At 40.2% G+C, this 18,949-nt stretch carries 20 protein-coding genes and 1 pseudogene; 10 read left to right on the forward strand and 11 right to left on the reverse strand.

What is annotated here, in order from left to right:
• Window positions 1–29: 29 nt before the first annotated feature.
• A pseudogene (locus M3221_RS06480) lies at window positions 30–416 on the reverse strand (AMP-binding enzyme); the annotation flags it as partial.
• 35 nt (window positions 417–451) lie between these two features.
• Between M3221_RS06480 and M3221_RS06485 the strand changes: the two are divergent.
• The gene (locus tag M3221_RS06485; protein ID WP_251271110.1) at window positions 452–670 is read left to right on the forward strand and encodes an IS200/IS605 family accessory protein TnpB-related protein; all 219 of its coding nucleotides are present in this window, start codon (window positions 452–454) and stop codon (window positions 668–670) included.
• Window positions 671–824: 154 nt separating this feature from the next.
• Here the strand turns inward: M3221_RS06485 and M3221_RS06490 are convergent, their stop codons facing one another.
• A complete protein-coding gene (locus M3221_RS06490) occupies window positions 825–1,964 on the reverse strand; it encodes an acyl-CoA dehydrogenase (RefSeq protein ID WP_251270703.1) in 1,140 nt (379 codons plus the stop codon).
• A 900-nt stretch (window positions 1,965–2,864) separates the two neighbouring features.
• Here M3221_RS06490 and tnpB point away from each other — a divergent pair.
• Window positions 2,865–3,992: an IS200/IS605 family element RNA-guided endonuclease TnpB gene (gene tnpB, locus M3221_RS06495; RefSeq protein ID WP_251270704.1), complete on the forward strand. Its 1,128-nt coding sequence runs from the start codon at window positions 2,865–2,867 to the stop codon at window positions 3,990–3,992.
• 1,076 nt (window positions 3,993–5,068) lie between these two features.
• Here the strand turns inward: tnpB and M3221_RS06500 are convergent.
• Window positions 5,069–6,217: an ElyC/SanA/YdcF family protein gene (locus M3221_RS06500; RefSeq protein ID WP_251270705.1), complete on the reverse strand. Its 1,149-nt coding sequence runs from the start codon at window positions 6,215–6,217 to the stop codon at window positions 5,069–5,071.
• A 405-nt stretch (window positions 6,218–6,622) separates the two neighbouring features.
• On the opposite strand from M3221_RS06500, the gene M3221_RS06505 reads away from it, so the two are divergent.
• Together M3221_RS06505 and M3221_RS06510 are read left to right on the forward strand one after the other, a co-directional pair.
• Window positions 6,623–6,922, forward strand: coding sequence for a hypothetical protein (locus tag M3221_RS06505; RefSeq protein WP_251270706.1), 300 nt, complete (start codon window positions 6,623–6,625; stop codon window positions 6,920–6,922).
• Between the two features lie 468 nt (window positions 6,923–7,390).
• Window positions 7,391–7,903 (forward strand): DUF3916 domain-containing protein, encoded by a 513-nt coding sequence (locus tag M3221_RS06510; protein WP_251270707.1) that lies wholly within the window; start codon window positions 7,391–7,393, stop codon window positions 7,901–7,903.
• Between the two features lie 840 nt (window positions 7,904–8,743).
• On the opposite strand, the gene M3221_RS06515 is transcribed toward M3221_RS06510, so the two are convergent.
• Window positions 8,744–9,121: a DnaJ family domain-containing protein gene (locus M3221_RS06515; RefSeq protein WP_251270708.1), complete on the reverse strand. Its 378-nt coding sequence runs from the start codon at window positions 9,119–9,121 to the stop codon at window positions 8,744–8,746.
• Window positions 9,122–9,485: 364 nt separating this feature from the next.
• Here M3221_RS06515 and qoxA point away from each other — a divergent pair, with 364 nt between their 5' ends.
• From qoxA to qoxD, 4 genes are read left to right on the forward strand one after another with little or no spacing between them, the layout of a single operon-like run.
• Entirely contained in the window at window positions 9,486–10,415 is a 930-nt protein-coding gene (gene qoxA, locus M3221_RS06520; protein WP_251270709.1) for a cytochrome aa3 quinol oxidase subunit II, read from the forward strand.
• Window positions 10,416–10,445: 30 nt separating this feature from the next.
• Entirely contained in the window at window positions 10,446–12,392 is a 1,947-nt protein-coding gene (gene qoxB / locus M3221_RS06525) for a cytochrome aa3 quinol oxidase subunit I (RefSeq protein WP_251270710.1), read from the forward strand.
• Window positions 12,392–12,988 carry a cytochrome aa3 quinol oxidase subunit III gene (gene qoxC, locus M3221_RS06530; RefSeq protein WP_251270711.1) on the forward strand — a complete coding sequence of 199 codons (597 nt, stop codon included), beginning with the start codon at window positions 12,392–12,394 and terminating at the stop codon, window positions 12,986–12,988. Before qoxB ends, qoxC begins: the two co-directional genes overlap by 1 nt.
• Window positions 12,989–12,992: 4 nt before the next feature.
• Window positions 12,993–13,280, forward strand: coding sequence for a cytochrome aa3 quinol oxidase subunit IV (gene qoxD / locus M3221_RS06535; protein WP_251271111.1), 288 nt, complete (start codon window positions 12,993–12,995; stop codon window positions 13,278–13,280).
• A gap of 31 nt (window positions 13,281–13,311) precedes the next feature.
• Here qoxD and M3221_RS06540 read toward each other — a convergent pair whose 3' ends face one another.
• From M3221_RS06540 to M3221_RS06555, 4 genes are all read right to left on the reverse strand, one after another.
• Window positions 13,312–13,542 (reverse strand): hypothetical protein, encoded by a 231-nt coding sequence (locus tag M3221_RS06540; protein ID WP_251270712.1) that lies wholly within the window; start codon window positions 13,540–13,542, stop codon window positions 13,312–13,314.
• A gap of 132 nt (window positions 13,543–13,674) precedes the next feature.
• Complete coding sequence (locus M3221_RS06545) at window positions 13,675–14,313, reverse strand: MOSC domain-containing protein (RefSeq protein WP_251270713.1); 639 nt, start codon at window positions 14,311–14,313, stop codon at window positions 13,675–13,677.
• Window positions 14,314–14,325: 12 nt separating this feature from the next.
• Window positions 14,326–14,787, reverse strand: coding sequence for a GNAT family N-acetyltransferase (locus M3221_RS06550; protein WP_251270714.1), 462 nt, complete (start codon window positions 14,785–14,787; stop codon window positions 14,326–14,328).
• Between the two features lie 71 nt (window positions 14,788–14,858).
• The gene (locus M3221_RS06555) at window positions 14,859–15,431 is read right to left on the reverse strand and encodes a spore coat protein (RefSeq protein WP_251270715.1); all 573 of its coding nucleotides are present in this window, start codon (window positions 15,429–15,431) and stop codon (window positions 14,859–14,861) included.
• A 159-nt stretch (window positions 15,432–15,590) separates the two neighbouring features.
• Between M3221_RS06555 and M3221_RS06560 the strand changes: the two genes are divergently transcribed.
• Window positions 15,591–15,899: a hypothetical protein gene (locus M3221_RS06560; RefSeq protein ID WP_251270716.1), complete on the forward strand. Its 309-nt coding sequence runs from the start codon at window positions 15,591–15,593 to the stop codon at window positions 15,897–15,899.
• 21 nt (window positions 15,900–15,920) lie between these two features.
• Here the strand turns inward: M3221_RS06560 and M3221_RS06565 are convergent, their stop codons facing one another.
• Window positions 15,921–16,886 (reverse strand): cation diffusion facilitator family transporter, encoded by a 966-nt coding sequence (locus tag M3221_RS06565; protein ID WP_251270717.1) that lies wholly within the window; start codon window positions 16,884–16,886, stop codon window positions 15,921–15,923.
• A 347-nt stretch (window positions 16,887–17,233) separates the two neighbouring features.
• On the opposite strand from M3221_RS06565, the gene M3221_RS06570 reads away from it, so the two are divergent.
• Complete coding sequence (locus M3221_RS06570) at window positions 17,234–17,968, forward strand: hypothetical protein (RefSeq protein WP_251270718.1); 735 nt, start codon at window positions 17,234–17,236, stop codon at window positions 17,966–17,968.
• A gap of 75 nt (window positions 17,969–18,043) precedes the next feature.
• Here M3221_RS06570 and M3221_RS06575 read toward each other — a convergent pair whose 3' ends face one another.
• Together M3221_RS06575 and M3221_RS06580 are read right to left on the reverse strand one after the other, a co-directional pair.
• Window positions 18,044–18,211, reverse strand: a complete 168-nt coding sequence (locus M3221_RS06575) for a hypothetical protein (RefSeq protein WP_242232928.1) — start codon at window positions 18,209–18,211, stop codon at window positions 18,044–18,046.
• A 433-nt stretch (window positions 18,212–18,644) separates the two neighbouring features.
• Entirely contained in the window at window positions 18,645–18,878 is a 234-nt protein-coding gene (locus M3221_RS06580; RefSeq protein ID WP_251270719.1) for a hypothetical protein, read from the reverse strand.
• Window positions 18,879–18,949: the final 71 nt, after the last annotated feature.

Raw genomic sequence — 18,949 nt, forward strand, 5'->3', positions numbered from 1 at the left:
CCCTTTACTGTATGTCTCTAATTAACATTTCACGTTGCAAGTTCAGAATCCGATTTAATTACATGCTCGCTTTGCAAATTCTGAATCCGACCTGTATCCTCCCGAAGTTTAAACCTTTGAATTTTACCGGATGCAGTCATTGGGAACTTGGAACAAAACTCGATGTAACGTGGAATGTTGAAATGAGATAGTTTCACCTCGCAAAATCCCCGAATTTCTTCAGCCGTCGCGGTTGTATCGTCTTTCAACCGAATCCAAGCCATCACTTCTTCTCCGTATTTTTTGTCTGGAACTCCAATAACCTGGACATCCGGCACCTTCGGATGAGTGTAAAGGAGTTCTTCAACCTCAAGTGGATAAATGTTTTCACCTCCGCGTATGATCATATCTTTTAAACGACCCGTGATACTGGTATAAACAAAAGAAAAAAGCGGCCCGTATCCATGAGAAAATCGTCAATCAACGAAATGACTTTTTGCACAAGGTATCGACTTCGCTGGTGAACGAAAACCAAGTCATCTGCATCGAAAACCTTCGTGTTAAAACCATGCTGAAAAACAGCTGTTTAGCGAAAGTCATTTCCAAAATATCCTGGTCGGAGTTTCGACGGATGCTGGCATACAAATGTGACTGGCAGGGCAAACAGCTCGTTGTGATGGGCGCTAAATGACATAGGAAAACACACAGCTCAAGAATTCTTATCGTGAGATCAGAAGACTTAACGCTCATGGGATTTAGAATCCCATTGCTTTAGCTGTGGGAGTGTCAACTCACCCATTCAGGAGATCCGCCTCTTTAATATTGATATTTAATAATGTTTTTTCTTAACAACCCACTTCACGTGCTATAACCATTCGTTGTATTTCAGAGGTTCCTTCCCCAATCTCTAAAAGTTTGGCGTCACGGAAGAACCGCTCAACTTGATACTCTTTCATATAGCCATATCCGCCATGGATCTGTACGGCTTGATCACAAACTCTCATGCATATTTCCGAAGCATATAATTTAGCCATGGCAGCTTCCTTTTTAAATGATCTTCCTTGATCTTTCAACCACGCAGCTTTGTAAACCATGTTGCGTGCTAATTCAATATTCATAGCCATATCAGCAAGCTTAAATTGAATAGCTTGGAATGCGGATAAGCTCTTGCCAAATTGTTTTCTTTCTTTCGCATATTGAAGTGACTTTTCATAAGCTCCCTGAGCAATTCCAACAGCCATCGCCCCAATGCCAATTCTCCCGCCATCAAGAGTGGCCAAAAATTGTTTAAAACCATTTCCTTCTACACCAAGAATATTTCCTTTGGGAACGCTTACATTTTCTAAAACTAACTCTGTTGTATTTGAAGCGTGAAGACCCATCTTTTCATAATTGTTAATGATAGTAAAACCAGGTGTATCAGTAGGCACAATAAACGCACTAATTCCACTCGTTCCCTTTGATCGATCCGTGACAGCAGTGATTGCGAGGTTTTTGGCATAGCTTGCATTGGTTATAAAACATTTAGAACCAGAAATCATCCATTGATCCCCATCAAGCGTTGCAGTCGTTTGTGTGCCTCCTGCGTCAGAACCAGCATTTGGTTCAGTTAAGCCAAAAGCCCCCAGGTATTCCCCTGTACACAGTGGAGTTAAATATTGCTCCTTTTGCTCATGCGTACCAAATAAATGAATAGGTGCTCCCCCTAAAGAAATATGTGCAGAATAGGTAATACCTGTAGATCCACACACACGGCTTAACTCTTCTACAACAATGGCAAAGCTGATTGTATCTGCCTCAGCGCCCCCATATTGTTCAGGAAAAGGAAGACCCATCATACCCAGTTCCGCTAATTGCTCGAATATCTTCTTTGGAAATTTACCTGTACGGTCCCTCTCATCTGCTCCGGGAGCAACTTCAGCTTCTGCAAAATCACGAATCAACTTACGTATCATAGCTTGTTCTTTCGTTAAATCAAAATCCATTTATCTTCAGCCCTTTCATTTTTCGCTTTTCTGAAACATTTAAGTAATTATCCTGCATTAGTGAAATACTATTAATTTAATCGGATAACTTGGTTAATGAATGTTGTTATTCCAATTTATCCCATAAAACACTAAAATGAAGACGGTTTTTACATTCCAAAATGTTCCAATAACTGCATTATAATGAATTGGACAATACAGCACTATATTCATCCCTTTTAAAATTGGAAGAAAAAATTTGTGGAATCGCATCAAAATGAACATCACTTGTAAAACGAAAAGAGAATTAGTATGAGTGATGATAAGTAAGAATCGGCAATCGGTGTAAGAAAAAAAGGTAGAAGAACAGGGAGAGTAAAGGCCTTAGCGCCTAACCCCCACTAAACCAAAGATTTTGAAGGGGAATGCGGCGCTAATTTTTTGTTCAATTATGATTAAAACGATTTCTGCCGTAGATGCTGCAGGTGGAGGGTTTTTACGACTATACAAAAAAATCAGAACTGTTTGATCGCTAAATCAGCTCAAGGCCTGTTTTATCCTCAGATTTTTAGACAAATTAAACTAAAACCCGGTGAATCAATAACTGGTAAGACTTTTGCCATAATAAAATGCCTCACTTTTTCTGACAAAGGAGAAATAAAAAAAGCTCTGACAACTTTATTCACAAATAATTATGATTTATTAAGAAACTCTATTCCAAAAAATTTTCATTTTACACCTGTAATTTATTCTCCTATTCTATCAGATTTTACTGAAAGAGTACCCCCCGCTTCAATTTCGTTAAGGGCGCAGCCCAGAAATAAGCGGTGGGGTGAATGTCAGTTTTGCGAAGCAAACGTTTTTAGTTTCATCTTTCTTTTGGTATAATTTGTATTATATCTACTAAACGGGGTGTTTAGAATGCTAGTGAACAAAGCCTATCGCTTTCGCCTATATCCAAACAAAGAACAAGAAGTGTTGATTGCGAAAACCATCGGCTGCTCGCGTTTTGTGTTCAACCGCTTCCTTTCCTTATGGAACGAAGCCTATCAGACAACAGGAAAAGGCTTATCGTACAGTGCCTGTTCTTCCCAACTTACACAGCTAAAGAAAGAATTAATTTGGTTAAAAGAAGTTGATTCACACTCCCTGCAGTCATCCTTGAAACATCTTGCGGACTCATTTAACCGTTTCCTCAAGAAGCAAAACGATGCTCCACGATTTAAGAGTAAGAAAAATAAGGTTCAGTCTTACACGACAAATATTGAAAAAAAGAACCAGCTTCCAGAGGTGAGTATTGCAGGCAATCGCGTGAAACTGCCTAAGCTGGGCTGGGTTCGTTTTGCGAACAGCCGTGAAGTACAAGGCCGCATTTTAAACGCAACGGTACGGAAAAACCCCTCCGGCAAATACTTCGTTTCCTTGCTTGTTGAAACAGAGGTGAAAGACCTGCCCAAAACAGATTCCACTGTTGGTATTGATGTCGGCTTAAAAGACTTTGCCATTCTCTCGAATGGGAAAGTGTACAAAAATCCGACATTTTTTAGAGCGTTAGAAGAAAAGCTGGCCAAAGCACAACGCATTCTTTCCCGCCGCCAACGCCTAGCGATTCAGCAAAAAAAACCTTTATCAGAAGCGAAAAATGTGCAAAAGCAGCGTATCAAAGTGGCACGTATTCATGAACAGATTGTGAACGCACGGACTGATTATTTACAGAAAATCACGACCGAGATCATCAAAAACCACGATGTTATCGGGATTGAGGACCTGAAAGTGTCAAATATGCTGAAGAACCGTACATTATCTAAAGCAATCAGCGAAGTTTCCTGGTCGGAATTCCGCACGATACTGGAATACAAAGCGAAATGGTACGGTAAGAAGGTGATCGCTGTTGATCCTCGTTACACTTCCCAAAAGTGCCATTCATGCGGACATACAGCGAAAGAAAACCGTCAAACACAAGCGGCATTTATTTGTATCTCCTGTGGTCATTCTGAAAACGCGGACATCAATGCTTCCCGGAATATCCATGACTTAGCCATTGTTTAGCTACACAATTTGATTTTCCGCAGGAGACTTGCTGCAAAGTCGTTCGTACTGCCAACCGTCGGAGTGACGGGTGTAGCCTAATGAATTAGGGGCCGATAGGTTCCTGTACTTAGGAATCCCCTATGTTCAACGAACGTAGTGAGTAACTAGGGGTAATTCAATAAAAGATTACTTTATTGGAATTATTACTTCAGATTCTTTTCAATTATCTTTACACTTTAAACAAGAAGATATCTGTCTTTTAGAGGCGATTTGTCATCAAGCTGCAGTAGCTTTAGAGAAGTCCAGTTTTTGCCGAGAAAAAGAGAAAACCATACGCAAGCTTTCCCATCCTATTACTATACACAGGAGTTTAGCAAATCTTGTTTTACAGGGGGGAAGGGCTCCATTCAATCATTACGTATATACATCAAACAGTTGGTCAACACCCTCTGCTGTTTGATAAATTAGGTGAACTAATTGCTTCAGCTTATGATTCATCTTTCTCTAATGAGACTTAATATTTCTTTAATAAAATGTCTATTTGAATTTAGAACATAAAATAAAGAACAAATAACTATAGAATTCTAGTGCATGTATGTATGAAATAAATTATGATTCTGTTAGCAGCGTCTCACTATGAATGCAGTCATCTTAAATAATGTCCTTGTTTTAGGTGGTGATAAAGCTTCGCCCGGCTCATCCCTATCATTTCCAATAATATTCATAAATATTGATTGATGAGATATAAGTTTTGAGCAATGTTTTGAGACACAAAACTATAGAATTTTAACCAAAATGAGCTGTTTAAAAATTCGTCTTAAAAAAATCGTTTTCGAGACGGATGAGAGACAAAAAACCAATCTTCACATTTGTTCAAGACCTCCATTTAATTAGAAGTACAAAAATCTTATTATCCAAGTATTCTATGTAATCACTGTTTATTTTTAAAAAGAAGTTATTATATTACTTTGAATAAAGATAAATAATCCCTCCTGTGTGACATGTTTTTTTCAACAGTCTACACAGAAGGGATAATATCTTCTAAATTCCAGAAAACTTACTTCTAATAAGAATGTTTAGCAGGAACATTTGGTTTATCTTTGAAGCCCAGGATATTGCCAGATTCCAGAAGTTCTAAACAGGTCCCGATAGATAACAAGAATTTCATCTTTAGATACTTTGTGTGCTTCCTCTATGGATGGATAATCTAAATAAACAACGTTAGTAAAGTTTCTGTTGCTGTTTTCACCATTCATTTTATCGTAAAAATTGCTGGCTTCTTTAAATACAGTTAACGCTCTTCTCATGTGGCTTGCACTTGTAACAAGCGTCACATCTTTTAATCCCTCTTTATCAAGCATGGCGGTTGAAAAAAGAGCATTTTCAACAGTATCTGTTGACTTGTTTTCGAGAATAATTCTATCTTTTTCAATTCCTTGAGAGATCAGCCAATTACTCATTGCATCAGCTTCTGTAATTCCTTGTTTAGGAACTCCACCAGTTACAATAATTTTTGAATTTGGATATTGTTTCGCAATGGAAAGTCCTGCTTTTAAACGCTCAATTAGAGTTTCCTTCATAGTTCCATCATCGGCAAGTGCATATCCAAGTATAACAATTGCATGATCTTTTTGTGGTAAATCTGATGGAGCCGAAGTGTTTAATTTTCCATTTATAATAGTTTCTGTCGTTTTTAATTTTTGTAGATATTCATTTGCTTTTTTAGAATCTATCTGTTTTAAGTTTGAAATCGAGCTTTTATATGAAGAATTGTCACCATTCACTTTTGAGTAAACTCCGTGAAGCAGATTTGCATTGAAATGATTTGGATCCAGATTTAATATCCTCTTATATGTTTGTAAAGCTTCTGGAGTTTTTTTCTGAATGATTTGTGTTGATGCAAGTGAAAGTTTCAAATCAAGATCATAAGGATCTAGTTGTGTTGCTTCTTTAAATGCATTTTCAACCACATCATATTTTCCTTTTAGTGTAATTCCCTTAAATATCTCTTTTTCTGCTTGTTGAATATCTCCACCATGCCAGTAATAATACATGGCGATATCTTTAAATTCATTGATTCTATCAGCTGTAGGTTCATCATTTCTTATAGAGTTTACACTAACATTTTCCGAGGGCGCAGCATTTGTTAGCTCTGTCGTTGTTGTATACGCTGTTGCAACGGTTACAGTAGACAAAGTAACAGCTAGCGCTATACCCAGTTTCTTTTTTATTAAGTTTTTCATGATGTCCTCCTTATTTCTGTATAACCCAATATTTTTTGAGATTATCAGAGTGTCTTAACTATTTGAAAATAACATTATTTTATTTAACCAGTGTGAAGATAAGGTAAGGGTTTTGTAAAATTTTATGTTTAATGCATTGGAACAACGGCTGTACAAGAGAAAAGAACCCTCTGAGGGTCTTTTCTCTTTATTTTATTTACTGTTAGAACGCTCTGGTCAGCAGTTTCGGTCAACTGCTGCTTAATTTGAAGATAGTGTTGTTCATTTATACAGACGTACTGCTGATTAAATACCTATATGTTAATTACTCAATATCCAATTAGCGTATAATTATTGACAAACTGTGGGATGACTTGGAAATATCTCAAATATTGTTATCCTAAATAAAAAGAGGTTATTAAAACTATGGATAAACTAATGTTTTTTTTATACGCGTTTTTTATTCAATTTGTTTTTGAACTTTGTGCGATTATCAATCTAAACCAAAATAACAATCGGTCGTTTAGTGAACTAAGCGGTGAAGAACTTACGAAATCTATTATCATTGGGGTTTTAGGGCTTACTGCGCTTATTTTGTTCAGTGATGCTTATAGTGTAAGGTTTAAAGACATTTCAAAAAGAGCAAGAATAACATTGTCTCTTTTTTCTTTATTTGTTTCAGTTATCGCAGCAGTCTTACTTGTTGGTGATTATTTGATAAATTAAAAGAATTTAATAAACAGTTTCGGTCAAATACTGACTAAGTAGATAATGGGTCTGAAAATAAAGTTTGTATGTTTATAGAATGGAACAGAAGGAGTAAACAACGAGAATGAATAGACGTTCTTTTAGCATTGTGCCTGTTCTAATACTGGTCGGTGTTATTTATCAATTTTTCTGGATGCTTTACAGGGCAATTACTCGCTTTAATTGGGGAACTTTTGGTTCAGACTTAATTGCATTTCTCGTCACAGCTAGCTGTTTTTTTGTGATTTTAAGAATTAAGAAAGATAAACAGTAGCTTTTGAAGAAATGCTCATCCTCATTTCTTACTCAACAATATTGGTCAACTGCCGCTTAAGCTAGAATTAGTTCTGCTTATCTGTGTGGACGTACTGTTAAGTAAGAACCTGCTTGTTTGTTTAGAAGCTCAAAGCACATAATTTTATTATTAGTTAATAAGGAGAAAAAACCATGCGGGTAAAGAAAGTTCGCGGCATTAAGCGAAAAACGAAAAATATGATTAAACGAATTGAAGAGAGTACAATGGAATTCCCTTCAGAATTTTATAAAGGATACTGGCATTTGCACTTGCCGGTGGCTCAAGATTTTATAGATTCCGATATGACTCCCTACAATGTTAAGCAGCTATGCATTCAAACTTTAATAGATAGGACAAAACATCTTATTGAAGTAAAGCCGGACAGCAAAGAAAAGCTTCGGGTTGTGGCATGTATTGATTTTCCACATTTATGGGACTCACAAATCGTTGTTTTCAAAGGCGATAGTCACTTTAAGAATTTCTTTAATCGAAACGATGACGATCAAAGATGGACTCCACTGACAAAGGAAAGAAATATTGAAACCGAATGGGGATTATTTATTTCAAACGGAATGGAGATAAAGGGTTTTAAAGAAGAAGTTATTGACGATGAAGATGAATACTATCATACAGGAGAAATTTGGTTTATAGGGGAATTGACGTAATTAATAGGGGTATCTATCCCCTGACATGTTTGGCGTGGTTACTTAATGATTTGAAATGGCAAATACTGATGAAAATTGACATATCCCGAATATACCATACGTCTTCATTAGTTATACGTAACCTGTCAGGTCAAGAGTTAATTGTGACAAAAGAAAGTATGTAGCTGGCTTCCTTTTAAGATTCAAAACAGAGTTGCTGTAATTACAGTAGTTCTTCTTCATTAATCAAAGAAAATAATCTCTTCAGATATTTGTTTTTCCCCTTTTGAAAGCCGAATTACCTGGATGTTTGGAAGCAAAATGTCTAAAAATGAATATGGAAGCGATACTGCACACGAAAAGAAGAGGCAAGGATTGATAATCTTTAGGAGGAAATATCCTTTTAAATTAATTTTTGTCCAGCCAATATAACACTCCAAAGTAGAATTGCATGATGAATTAGGCTTATTATTGACTATATCTCAAATTAATTTATATAATCCAAATTTTCAATTTATTTAATACAGCTAAATCATGAGTCAATTTGTTTCTTATTCAAAAGAACAAACCATAGAGAAACCAAACAATTGTTAATCATTGAGTTGTTTTAACGTTATTCCAAACTTTACTTTTTGGTATAATTTTAATAAGAAATTAAAATTTTATGTTCATTAAAAATAAACATAATCCCCCTGGTCACGAGCAATAAGTTGCGGGTTTGACCTTATAATTATGTCAAAAACCTCATAACTCCATTCTGTAAGACCCTCAATAAATATTATGTTAACTTCAAAATAAAAAAACAAAACAAGCCTTTTATATATTCCCCCTTTTTCCTTCCTTTCACTTCATATCCAGCTTTTACTTATCAAACAGTTTTCGTTCGATTTTGTCCTCGTATTGCTTAAACATGGCGGAGTTCGTTTTAATTCTTCTTTTAGACAGCAGCTGATTGTAACGAAGTCTTTTTTCATTCAGCTGCTCGTTTAACGACCGTGCCTGGTCTGGATCGTCACAATTGCTTACTAATCGTTCGAGCTCGCGGATATCCTGGCGCAAATGAGCATCTTCCTGTGTAAAACCAGCATTTTTCAGCATTCTTGCAGCCATTCGCATTTCTCGCGGCAGTGATTCAAATTCATCCTTCGGCAGCGGTTTTCCAGCACCTGGCAGGCGATCAAATGCGCCTTCCTCCATTGCTTTCTTGATCCGTTCTTCAGCAATCCGGAATGAATCCATTTATATTCCTCCATTTTCAATTGAGTGATCTTTATTATAGCAGATCCGAAACAAAATACCGGAAATAAGCCCTTTTTCAACTTGGAAGTACTTTACATAACAGCGCTCTGTAAAACAGTTTTATAGACATATTTTCACGAAAGAATCTACTAAGAATTTTCATTTTGTACAAACAAAGGCGAAAACTGTTGAATTTTTTGTGACACTGTCGTGAAAATATTGTTTTTTGCGGCTAATAGGATTAGCATAGAGAGTGGTGAAAAGATCGTTACAACTAGGTTTATCTACTGAAAACAAGCAATTGTGAAGTTGTTAACATTCTTTACGCTTTGAACTACGGAACTACATAAGAAAGGGGTACAGCATGAAAAAGAAATGGTTGTTATTATCAGCGATTTTCACTATTGCTACAGTGCTTGCAGGATGCGAAAATCCGCTAATGGTACTTGATCCAAAAGGGCCGAATGCCAAAACGCTATCTGACACCATTATTATGTCAATCATCGTGATGTGCGGTATTTTATTTGTTGTTTACGTGTTGTATGCGTACATGCTTATCAAGTATCGGGCGTCCAGAATGGGAGAGGATTACGAGCCTCCTCACGAACATGGGAGCACAAAACTAGAAATTATTTGGACGGTTATTCCGATCATAATTGTTGTGTTTTTGTCCGTTATCACAGTTCAATCAACAAGTAAAGTAGAAAGCAAGCCGGTTGGCTATGAAAATGAAGAGCCGCTTGTTATCTATGCAGCATCGTCTAACTGGAAATGGCATTTCAGCTATCCAGAGGAAGGCATTGAAACAGTTAACTATGTAAACCTTCCGGTAGATCGTCCAGTAGAGTTCCGTCTGTATTCATACGGACCAATCACGAGCTTCTGGATTCCACAGCTGGCTGGTCAGAAGTATGCGATGAGCGCCCACGTTACAAAGATTCATATGGCAGCAGATGTGCCGGGATCATACATGGGACGTAACTCAAACTTTAATGGTCAAGGTTATGCGCAAATGGAATTTGAAGCACAGGCCATGACACAAGCGGATTATGACGAATGGGTAAATGATGTCAAAACAACAGCACCAAAGCTGACTGACGCTGATTACGATAAGCTGCTTGAAACAGATTTCGTAGGCCGTAAATCGTACTCATCTACTCACCTTGAGTTTAACCCGCCGCCAGAAGGCGAGCATCATGGAACACCTAATGAAGGAACACCTAACACAGAAGAAGATGGAGACAAAACAGCTCCTTCTTCAGAGCCACACACCCATCCGAATCATACTGAGTGATGGACACAACAATGAAAGGAGACACTTAACATGGAGTCGCATGAGCAACAATTTCTCATTCTTAACGAACCCATGATCGTCGGAGCGATGATCAGTATTGTGGTCGGTGCGCTATCCCTTTTTATTGGGATAACCTACTTTAAAAAGTGGGGCTACTTATGGCGTGAATGGATCACAACGGTTGACCATAAAAAAATCGGCGTTATGTACATCTTAGTCGCCCTTGTAATGCTATTCCGTGGAGGCGTTGACGCCCTCCTCATGCGCGGACAAACAGCGATGCCGGAAAACGGCCTGCTTGATGCGCAGCATTACAACGAAATCTTTACAACACACGGCGTTATCATGATCCTCTTTATGGCGATGCCATTTATCATTGGATTAATGAACGTTGTCACACCACTTCAAATTGGTGCGCGTGACGTAGCATTCCCGCGCCTGAACTCCGTCAGCTTCTGGCTGTTCGCGGTTGGGACAGGCTTGTTTAACATTTCATTTATCATCGGGGGATCACCGGATGCCGGCTGGTCTGCTTACTTCCCGCTGGCGAGCTTGGAATTCAGCCCGACAGTCGGAAACAACTATTACGCAATTTCCCTGCAAATCGCAGGTCTTGGTACATTGGCAACAGGGATTAACTTCCTTGTAACGATTTTGAAAATGCGTGCACCAGGCATGACATTAATGAAAATGCCAATGTTTACTTGGTCTATCTTGATCACAAACGTTATCATCGTGTTCGCGTTCCCTGTTTTAACAGTAGCACTTGCATTGATGACAATGGACCGTCAGTTTGGCACGAAGTTTTTCGCCATGCAGGACGGCGGAATGGACATGCTCTGGGCTAACCTTTTCTGGGTTTGGGGACATCCTGAAGTATATATCGTTATCCTTCCTGCTTTCGGTATTTACAGCGAAATTATTTCAACGTTTGCACGTAAAAACTTGTATGGCTACAAATCAATGGTTATTAGTATGGTGGCGATTTCCCTTCTTTCTTTCGTTGTTTGGGCGCACCACTTTTACACAATGGGCCACGGCGTTATGGTCAACAGCGTATTCTCCATCACAACGATGCTGATTGCCGTTCCAACCGGTGTGAAAATATTCAACTGGCTGCTTACCCTTCATAAAGGGAAAATTAGTTTTACGACACCAATGCTTTATTCGCTTGCATTTATTCCGATTTTCACAATCGGTGGTGTTACTGGGGTTATGCTTGCGATGGCAAGTGCCGATTACCAGTACCACAACACAATGTTCCTAGTAGCGCATTTCCACTATGTATTGATTCCAGGTACGGTATTCGCCGTTATTGCCGGCTTCCATTTCTGGTTCCCGAAAGTCTTCGGTTTCCGTTTAAATGAAAAGCTTGGAAAACTTGCTTTCTGGTTTATTACAATCAGCTTTAACGTGGCGTTCTTCCCGCTGTTCATTCTTGGACTAAACGGTATGACTCGCCGTATGTACACATATTCTGAAAGCACTGGCTACGGCCCGCTTAACATGCTTTCATTCCTTGGTGCGGTTGGCTTGGGGATCGGCTTTATCATCCTCGTGTATAACTTGTACTGGAGTATCCGTTACAGCCCGCGCGATGAAACAGGCGATCCATGGGATGCCCGCTCTCTTGAATGGGCAACACACGGTCCTGTACCGTTCTATAACTTTGCACGCATTCCACAAGTGAACGAGCTTGATGCATTCTGGTATGCGAAGAAACACAACAAACCGCTTTGGAGCGGCCCAATTGAAAAGATTCACATGCCAAACAACAGCGGCATGCCATTCCTTATGAGTGGCGCGTTCTTTGGTGCTGGTTTCTGCCTCGTATTTAGCTGGTGGATCCCGACTATTATTTTCACAATCTTGATCTTTGTCTTTATGGCCCTTCGTTCATTTGAACAAGATCACGGCTACTACGTTTCTGCCGAAGAAGTTGAACGGATAGAACGGGAACTTGGAGGTGAAAAATAATGAAAATTGATGAATCGCTGCCGCTTGAATATAGTACAGAAGAAAACCGGCTGAAGATTCTCGGCTTCTGGATTTTCCTTGGCGCCGAGATCGCCCTTTTCTCCACGCTGTTCGCGGTTTACTTTACGCTTCATAACGGCCACGGCGATGGACCGAGCGCAGAGGAACTGTTTAAAATTACACCGGTTATGATCGAAACGGTTTTGCTTTTAACAAGTAGTTTCACGATTGGTCTTGGTATCCATGCGATGCGTCTTGGCTTGAAAAAAGCGATGATGACTTTCTTTGTTATCACCCTTGTACTCGGCCTTGGATTCCTTGGTACAGAGATTTATGAGTTTATAGAATATATCCATGAAGGTGCCACGATTCAAACAAGCGCCTTTACATCAAGCTTGATGACACTGCTTGGCACGCATGGTGCGCACGTAACGTTCGGCTTTTTCTGGGGAACAGCGCTTCTTATTCAAGTAGCAAAACGCGGCTTGACACCGGAAACAGCGAACAAATCGTTTATCTTCTCGCTTTACTGGCACTTCCTAGACGTTGTCTGGATCTTTATCTTCAGCTTCGTTTATTTGAAAGGAATGATGTAAGATGATGAAGCAATTGTTCCCGAAGCAGCACGTGATGGGCTTTTTATTCTCAATGGTCCTCTCTATTGTTGCCTTGGCGGTTCTCGCTTTTGATATGTCCTACAAGATGGGAATGGCAATCCTGCTTGTTACCGCTATTGCGCAAGCCTTGGTTCAGCTTCTTCTCTTTATGCATATCGGGGAATCAGAAGACAAAAACACACTTTATACAAACATTATTTACGCTTTGTTTGTTGGTGTTGTAACGATCCTTGGAACATTGTTCACCATGATCTGGGGTTATATGTATTAAGAAAAAACCGGAGCGATTTGCTCCGGTTTTTTTATATTTTCTCGTACCTTGAACTTACTTTCTCTATTAAAATGAATACCAGCCATATGCCAAAGATCCACATTGAACTCACAAGGATGGTTGCACCAACAATGGACATCATGTACCCTTCGTTGTAACCGCTTGCAAAAAGACTCACAAGAAAGATTAATCCGCCAATAACACAGCCCGCGCCTGAGAAATACTTGATAAACGAAAGTATTTTCACTTGCTCTTCTGTCATTTTTTATCAGCTCCTTCTTACTATCTATTTTACGCAGGTTCACAAAATTGTCAAATACTTTTCTTAAAATGTTCAAAATTATTTCAAAAATTGAACACAAAAAAACAGGAAGAGGCAAATCTTCCCGCCGGGTTATGATGTGTGAAGCCTTTTAAGCAAAGGTTTTTTCCAGCTCTCGGCCAGCTCTTCAAGATCAACAAGCTTTTTGATTTTTTCTTGTGAAGATTCTTTTTTCTTCATAATCTGGTTGGCTTCTTCAACGGTTATAGCAGCTGGATGAATGTGTATACGTTCCAGGCGGCTTTCCGCTCCTACCTTTCCTTCTGTTAAAACGCGAAAGTAAAAGCCTGTATAGCCTGTTTCGTCCACCCGGGAAACAAGCGTTGGTTCATTATAGCGTGCAGCCAGTTTAAAACACGGCTGCCGCGGCTGGCTGATTTGCACCACCGCTTCACCAAGCTGAAAAATGTCCCCAATATAGACGTCTGTTTCAAGCAGTCCGGCTGCTGTAATATTTTCACCAAACGCAGCTTGTGGAAGCGGCCTGCCCAATGTTTTCGCCCAGTATGTATAGTGCTCATGCGGGTATACACAAACTGCTTTGTCTTCCCCGCCGTGATGAACAAGATCTGCCTGGCCGTCTCCTTCAAATCCTGTTTTCGATAAAAAAATAGCCTGGTGTACAGGTGCTTTTTGAATGCCCGATTGAACAACCTTTTTTCCATACGGCAAATCAGCCGGTTTGCCGACGTTAACAGATAGGATTTTCATATGTTTCCCTCCTTAAAAATAATCAGGAATCGGCTCCTGCAGTATGCGCTCGTATAAAAACCGATCTGCCCGGACCATACATAAGCCATGGGCATGATGCTGATAAGCAGGAGGCAGCGCTTGAAAGCCAAGCTTTTCATAATAAGCTGTACCAATTTCGCTGTAAAGCATAAACGCAGAAGCTGGATGCTTGTCCATGCATTGTGTAAGAAGAGCCCTGCCAAGACCCTGTCCCCTAAAACCTGGTTCAACGACAACAGAACCAATGCCGTACAAGTAAGGACGCAGCCGAAGCAGCATTAACGAGGCCATAATCTCCCTATTCGCGCCTTCTAATACATAACGGGTACCGTATGCTTCTTCTTTTTGATTGTCTTCTATGTACTCGGCGAGCGACCGTCCTTTGGGCCATTCCCGGTGCCCAAGCTCATAAAGTCTTTGCCGTTCCTCTGGCAGTGCTTCACGCAGCAGCATCTCTTCTTTCCTCCTTTCTTTTCCATCGTACAAAAAAACCGTCCCAAAACGCAAGGACGGTTTTTTGTTCTTTAGACGCCTACAGGCTGCATCGCTGGCGAGTATGCCTGCTGAATAATTTTCATATCCGCTTCAGCCAGCTGCGGCACCTGGTAATAACCATGTTTATTTTGATAAATGGAAATTTCGTATGCCATTTCGATGCAGTTCGGAAGAGAATCCGCTAAAACGCGGCGGACAACCGGGTTTGTTGCTTCAAGAGCCGCCATTGTTTTAAAGGATGCCGCTGATTTCATAGCACCGAGCATAAAAGTTGAAATCACTTGATCATTAATTTCATTTTCTGACCCAATCGGAGCTGTTGGCTGTTTTGATTGAAGACCGTAGTCGAAGTTATTGTCCTGCTTCATTTTATAGCTTTGTGTTGGAATAGCAGGATCTTCTCCGGAACGGAAACAGTCAAGTGTTGTGTTGTATTCCTGCTCGATAAATGTGTACTGGCGGTTTAGGATATCAAGCAGTTCTGAATCCTTTACCATTGGGCGCAGCATCGTATATTTGTTTAGTGTGCTGACAGCCATAGAGAGTACTTCATGAACATCAAGCATTTCGTGTGCGCCATGGTTAAATCGCGGTGAAGTCATCCAAATCGCCTCCTGAATAAAGTGTGATGCTCGAATAGTGTGTGGCATCCACCTCGATTTATTCAAAAATGGGCATGGTTGATGTTGTCACTTCCGACCTGAACGTGTAAAAATGGTATATATTAAAATAAAAGATCCAAACTAAAGGAGTATGCCCTCATGAATAAAAAAGATCTTGAAGAACACATTATAAACCAATACAAACAGGATGAGCATATGATGGTGCTTGTGTTTGCACAGTGGTGTGTAAACCATGACCTTGATCCGGCTGACTTATATAAGCGCGCGTATCCGGGCCAAAAGGAGAACGATGTGTTAAATCAGGCGATCGACTTAACCGTGCCAAAAGAAGAAGCTGGCCATATTTCTGATGAAACCCTTCTGAATGTCTTATCTCTTTACGGCAACGATGACCTTGCTTTTGTGGTAAGCGAGGAAATGAGAAAACGCACGAAAAAACCGGATTGAGTTACTCAATCCGGTCCTTACTTATGTTAACCCTGACTCTGGGCGCCAGGTTGTCCGGTTATCATCTTCGATAATGCCGAGTGTCACATCACTGATTTCGCTTTCCTCTAAAAGCCGATTTTTTACGCGGAATTTAATGTCATCGGCCTCAGCAAGGGAAAGGCCTTTTCGAAGCTCTATCACCCCATCTACATGATAAGAGCGGCCTTCCTGTATAATACGCAGGTGGTGGATATCGACTGTATCTTCATCCTGTAAAATGGTATTGGCTGTTTTTTGTTCAATTTCAACCGGTGCCGCTACGCCAATTAAGCCAATCATATTATCATATCCAACACGAAACGCTACACCTACCATTAATAAACCAATCAAAATGGTAATCACGCCATCCACGGCCAAAATGCCAAAAAACTGAGCAAGCGTAATGCCAATAATCGCTAAAATCGCCCCGGAAGTAGCGACAAGATCTTCATAAAAAACAAGCCGGGTTGCCGGCGACGCTTTACCCACGTTTTTAAATGCCTGTATGAAAACATTTCCTTTTTTCTCTACGCGTGCTTCCTCTAAAATTTCCTTCATGGCTTTAAACAAAATAAAGCCATCGATGATAACCGCGGCTAAAAGAACCACCACATTGAGCCAGAAGTCCGTTGCCTGTTCAGGATGCTGAAGAAGCTTCCAGCCTTTTAAAATGGTCTCATACGCCATAATCGAAACGACAATTACGGCAATCATACAAAAGATATTCACCAGCCGGCCAAATCCTGTTGGAAATCTTTTTGAAGGCCGCATTTCAGCCAGTGCGCTTCCGAAATAAACAAATCCTTGATTAATGGCGTCTGCCAGTGAATGCATAGCAGAAGCAAACATCGTTCCGCTTCCGCTGAAAGCAGCGGCAATAAATTTCAAAACCGCTAACACCGTATTGCCCAGTGCTGCAATACCCGATGACGTGTTTCCTTTTCGCATTAAAGAACCAATTCCCATAAGCTGCCTCCTTTTTTCTATATCTATACCCGATAAAAAGGATACCTACTCTTGAAAGATAAACAGCACACTTCCATCCTTTCTTCTTTAGAGAAATGATTTTTACGGACATATAATAGCCGGCCACCGGCGTTGCAAAATCGAAAATAAATTTCCTGCATTCTTTTTTCATTTCATATCCCCGCCATTCTCATGAGTCAACATCCGTATACGAGCTTTTGATGAAAAGGAAGGGCCATTCTGAAAGAACCAAGCCTCCATTCTTTTAAAAAGGACAGCGTTTGAGTGGAGTTCTTTAAGGTAATAGGGTAAGAAATAAAGAGCTTTGAGAAGAAAGAAGGGATAGGATGTTTTTTTGGTGGAGTTTCGTTTTGGCCATTGGATTGGCCCTCCTTCACTTTTTTTCGAAAAACATGGCGTTTCTATCAGTGAAGCCGCGCAGCCGGTTTCTTTCTATTGCTGGCGGAATTGCCGTCGCGTATGTGTTTATTCATCTTCTTCCCGAATTACACCGCTACCAAAATGAAATCGAAGAAGAGGTGAAACAGGGCGTGCTCGGCTATATGGATAACCATATTCTGTTCGTTTCCCTGCTGGGCCTTGTCGTTTTTTATGGATTGGAGCGCCTCGTGAAAGTGTCCAAACGGAAAGGAGCAGGCAGGGAAGCGAATAAAGCGTCTGCCGGTGTATTTTGGCTTCATATGGCTTCATTTTTTCTTTATAACATGGTGATTGGCTATCTTTTAATTCGTGAGGAGTATGACAGCACTTGGGGGATGTTCTTTTTCTTTTTAGCCATGGGTGTTCACTTCGTTATTAATGACCACAGCCTTCGTGAAGCCCATGAAGCTGTTTATGATCGATATGGAAGGCTGCTTTTAACAGCTGCTATCCTGATCGGATGGTGCATCGGCGCCGTAGCAGAGGTGAATGAATTAATCATTTCGCTCCTTGTTGCTTTTATTGCCGGAGGCGTGATTTTAAACGTAATGAAAGAAGAGCTGCCAGAGGAAAGAGAAAGCAGCTTCGGTGCTTTCAGCATGGGGATCGCAGCGTATACTGCGCTTTTACTGCTCATTTAAGGAAGCAAAGCCGCCGGGTCATTTCTTTTGGACGTGATCCAGGCGGACACAAAAAAGCCGGGAAAACCCGGCTTTTTATTTTACGATATTTGCTTTTTCCAGCGTGTTCATCATACTTTGTATGTAGCTTGCCTGCTGCTTTCTTGCCTGTTCTTCCTTGCTGCTTGTACTAAAAGCAGCGTACATTGCGACCTCGTCATTCACAGCGTCCTTTAGTTCTTCCCACATTTTTTTGTAATCCATTTTCGAACCACCTTTTGTATGGTAATAAACTGTTAACTTATTTTATAACGGACCCCCTTATGCTCGCAATCCCTTTTTACTGTTTATGCCAGATTTCTTTCCTGTTTTTTTATAAAAATGCTCGTTAAAATAAGCTTTCTTAGCGGGTGTCAGCCGTTTCCCCAGGGGTGGATAATTGGGTGTATTTTACGATTAGAGTTCGGGAAAATGGAAAGGTACATACAGAACCTATACCATCTGTCCAACCACTGGAAATAAAATCAATATCGTGTGTCGTGTAATGGTTTAGCGTATATAGTTCTACCGCCAGCCCGCTGACGACTACAGGCTTAATCCGAATGCACTCATATATTCCGTTACAAGGCCCGCAAATTCAAATATGCGCTCACGGATCGGCAGCTGCTTTAAAGTCTCTAATTGGACGCGCAAGACATCAATAGGCATCCAAATAAATCTTCCCCACTTCTTTAATAACAAAAGTGCCTTCCTGCACAGCCTGTTGTTTTTTGGCCAAAACAAGAGCGGTAAGCGCCTCTGATTCCCCTTTAGAACGAACGCGGGATCGTTTAATAGAAGGACCGCTTTTTTGAGCTGTATACAGCTGTGCGTTCACCGAAGGGCATTTTTCATTGACAAACGACTCCAGTGCAGCAAACTGAATTTTCATGCAGCTCCTCCTTTGTTTACTTTTGGTATACCCGATTTTTCTGATTTGGTTATAAAAAAACAAGACCTATG

It is taken from the genome of Domibacillus indicus (genome assembly GCF_023715895.1).
Classification (GTDB): Bacteria; Bacillota; Bacilli; order Bacillales; family Domibacillaceae; genus Domibacillus; species Domibacillus indicus_A.

What these genes read in the sequence shown, in the direction of transcription:
- M3221_RS06490 (WP_251270703.1), bottom strand. Translation starts at nt 1,964, where the DNA reads ATGGATTTTGATTTAACGAAAGAACAAGCTATGATACGTAAGTTGATT.
- tnpB (WP_251270704.1), top strand. Translation starts at nt 2,865, where the DNA reads ATGCTAGTGAACAAAGCCTATCGCTTTCGCCTATATCCAAACAAAGAA.
- M3221_RS06500 (WP_251270705.1), bottom strand. Translation starts at nt 6,217, where the DNA reads ATGAAAAACTTAATAAAAAAGAAACTGGGTATAGCGCTAGCTGTTACT.
- M3221_RS06505 (WP_251270706.1), top strand. Translation starts at nt 6,623, where the DNA reads ATGGATAAACTAATGTTTTTTTTATACGCGTTTTTTATTCAATTTGTT.
- M3221_RS06510 (WP_251270707.1), top strand. Translation starts at nt 7,391, where the DNA reads ATGCGGGTAAAGAAAGTTCGCGGCATTAAGCGAAAAACGAAAAATATG.
- M3221_RS06515 (WP_251270708.1), bottom strand. Translation starts at nt 9,121, where the DNA reads ATGGATTCATTCCGGATTGCTGAAGAACGGATCAAGAAAGCAATGGAG.
- qoxA (WP_251270709.1), top strand. Translation starts at nt 9,486, where the DNA reads ATGAAAAAGAAATGGTTGTTATTATCAGCGATTTTCACTATTGCTACA.
- qoxB (WP_251270710.1), top strand. Translation starts at nt 10,446, where the DNA reads ATGGAGTCGCATGAGCAACAATTTCTCATTCTTAACGAACCCATGATC.
- qoxC (WP_251270711.1), top strand. Translation starts at nt 12,392, where the DNA reads ATGAAAATTGATGAATCGCTGCCGCTTGAATATAGTACAGAAGAAAAC.
- qoxD (WP_251271111.1), top strand. Translation starts at nt 12,993, where the DNA reads ATGAAGCAATTGTTCCCGAAGCAGCACGTGATGGGCTTTTTATTCTCA.
- M3221_RS06540 (WP_251270712.1), bottom strand. Translation starts at nt 13,542, where the DNA reads ATGACAGAAGAGCAAGTGAAAATACTTTCGTTTATCAAGTATTTCTCA.
- M3221_RS06545 (WP_251270713.1), bottom strand. Translation starts at nt 14,313, where the DNA reads ATGAAAATCCTATCTGTTAACGTCGGCAAACCGGCTGATTTGCCGTAT.
- M3221_RS06550 (WP_251270714.1), bottom strand. Translation starts at nt 14,787, where the DNA reads ATGCTGCTGCGTGAAGCACTGCCAGAGGAACGGCAAAGACTTTATGAG.
- M3221_RS06555 (WP_251270715.1), bottom strand. Translation starts at nt 15,431, where the DNA reads ATGACTTCACCGCGATTTAACCATGGCGCACACGAAATGCTTGATGTT.
- M3221_RS06560 (WP_251270716.1), top strand. Translation starts at nt 15,591, where the DNA reads ATGAATAAAAAAGATCTTGAAGAACACATTATAAACCAATACAAACAG.
- M3221_RS06565 (WP_251270717.1), bottom strand. Translation starts at nt 16,886, where the DNA reads ATGGGAATTGGTTCTTTAATGCGAAAAGGAAACACGTCATCGGGTATT.
- M3221_RS06570 (WP_251270718.1), top strand. Translation starts at nt 17,234, where the DNA reads ATGTTTTTTTGGTGGAGTTTCGTTTTGGCCATTGGATTGGCCCTCCTT.
- M3221_RS06575 (WP_242232928.1), bottom strand. Translation starts at nt 18,211, where the DNA reads ATGGATTACAAAAAAATGTGGGAAGAACTAAAGGACGCTGTGAATGAC.
- M3221_RS06580 (WP_251270719.1), bottom strand. Translation starts at nt 18,878, where the DNA reads ATGAAAATTCAGTTTGCTGCACTGGAGTCGTTTGTCAATGAAAAATGC.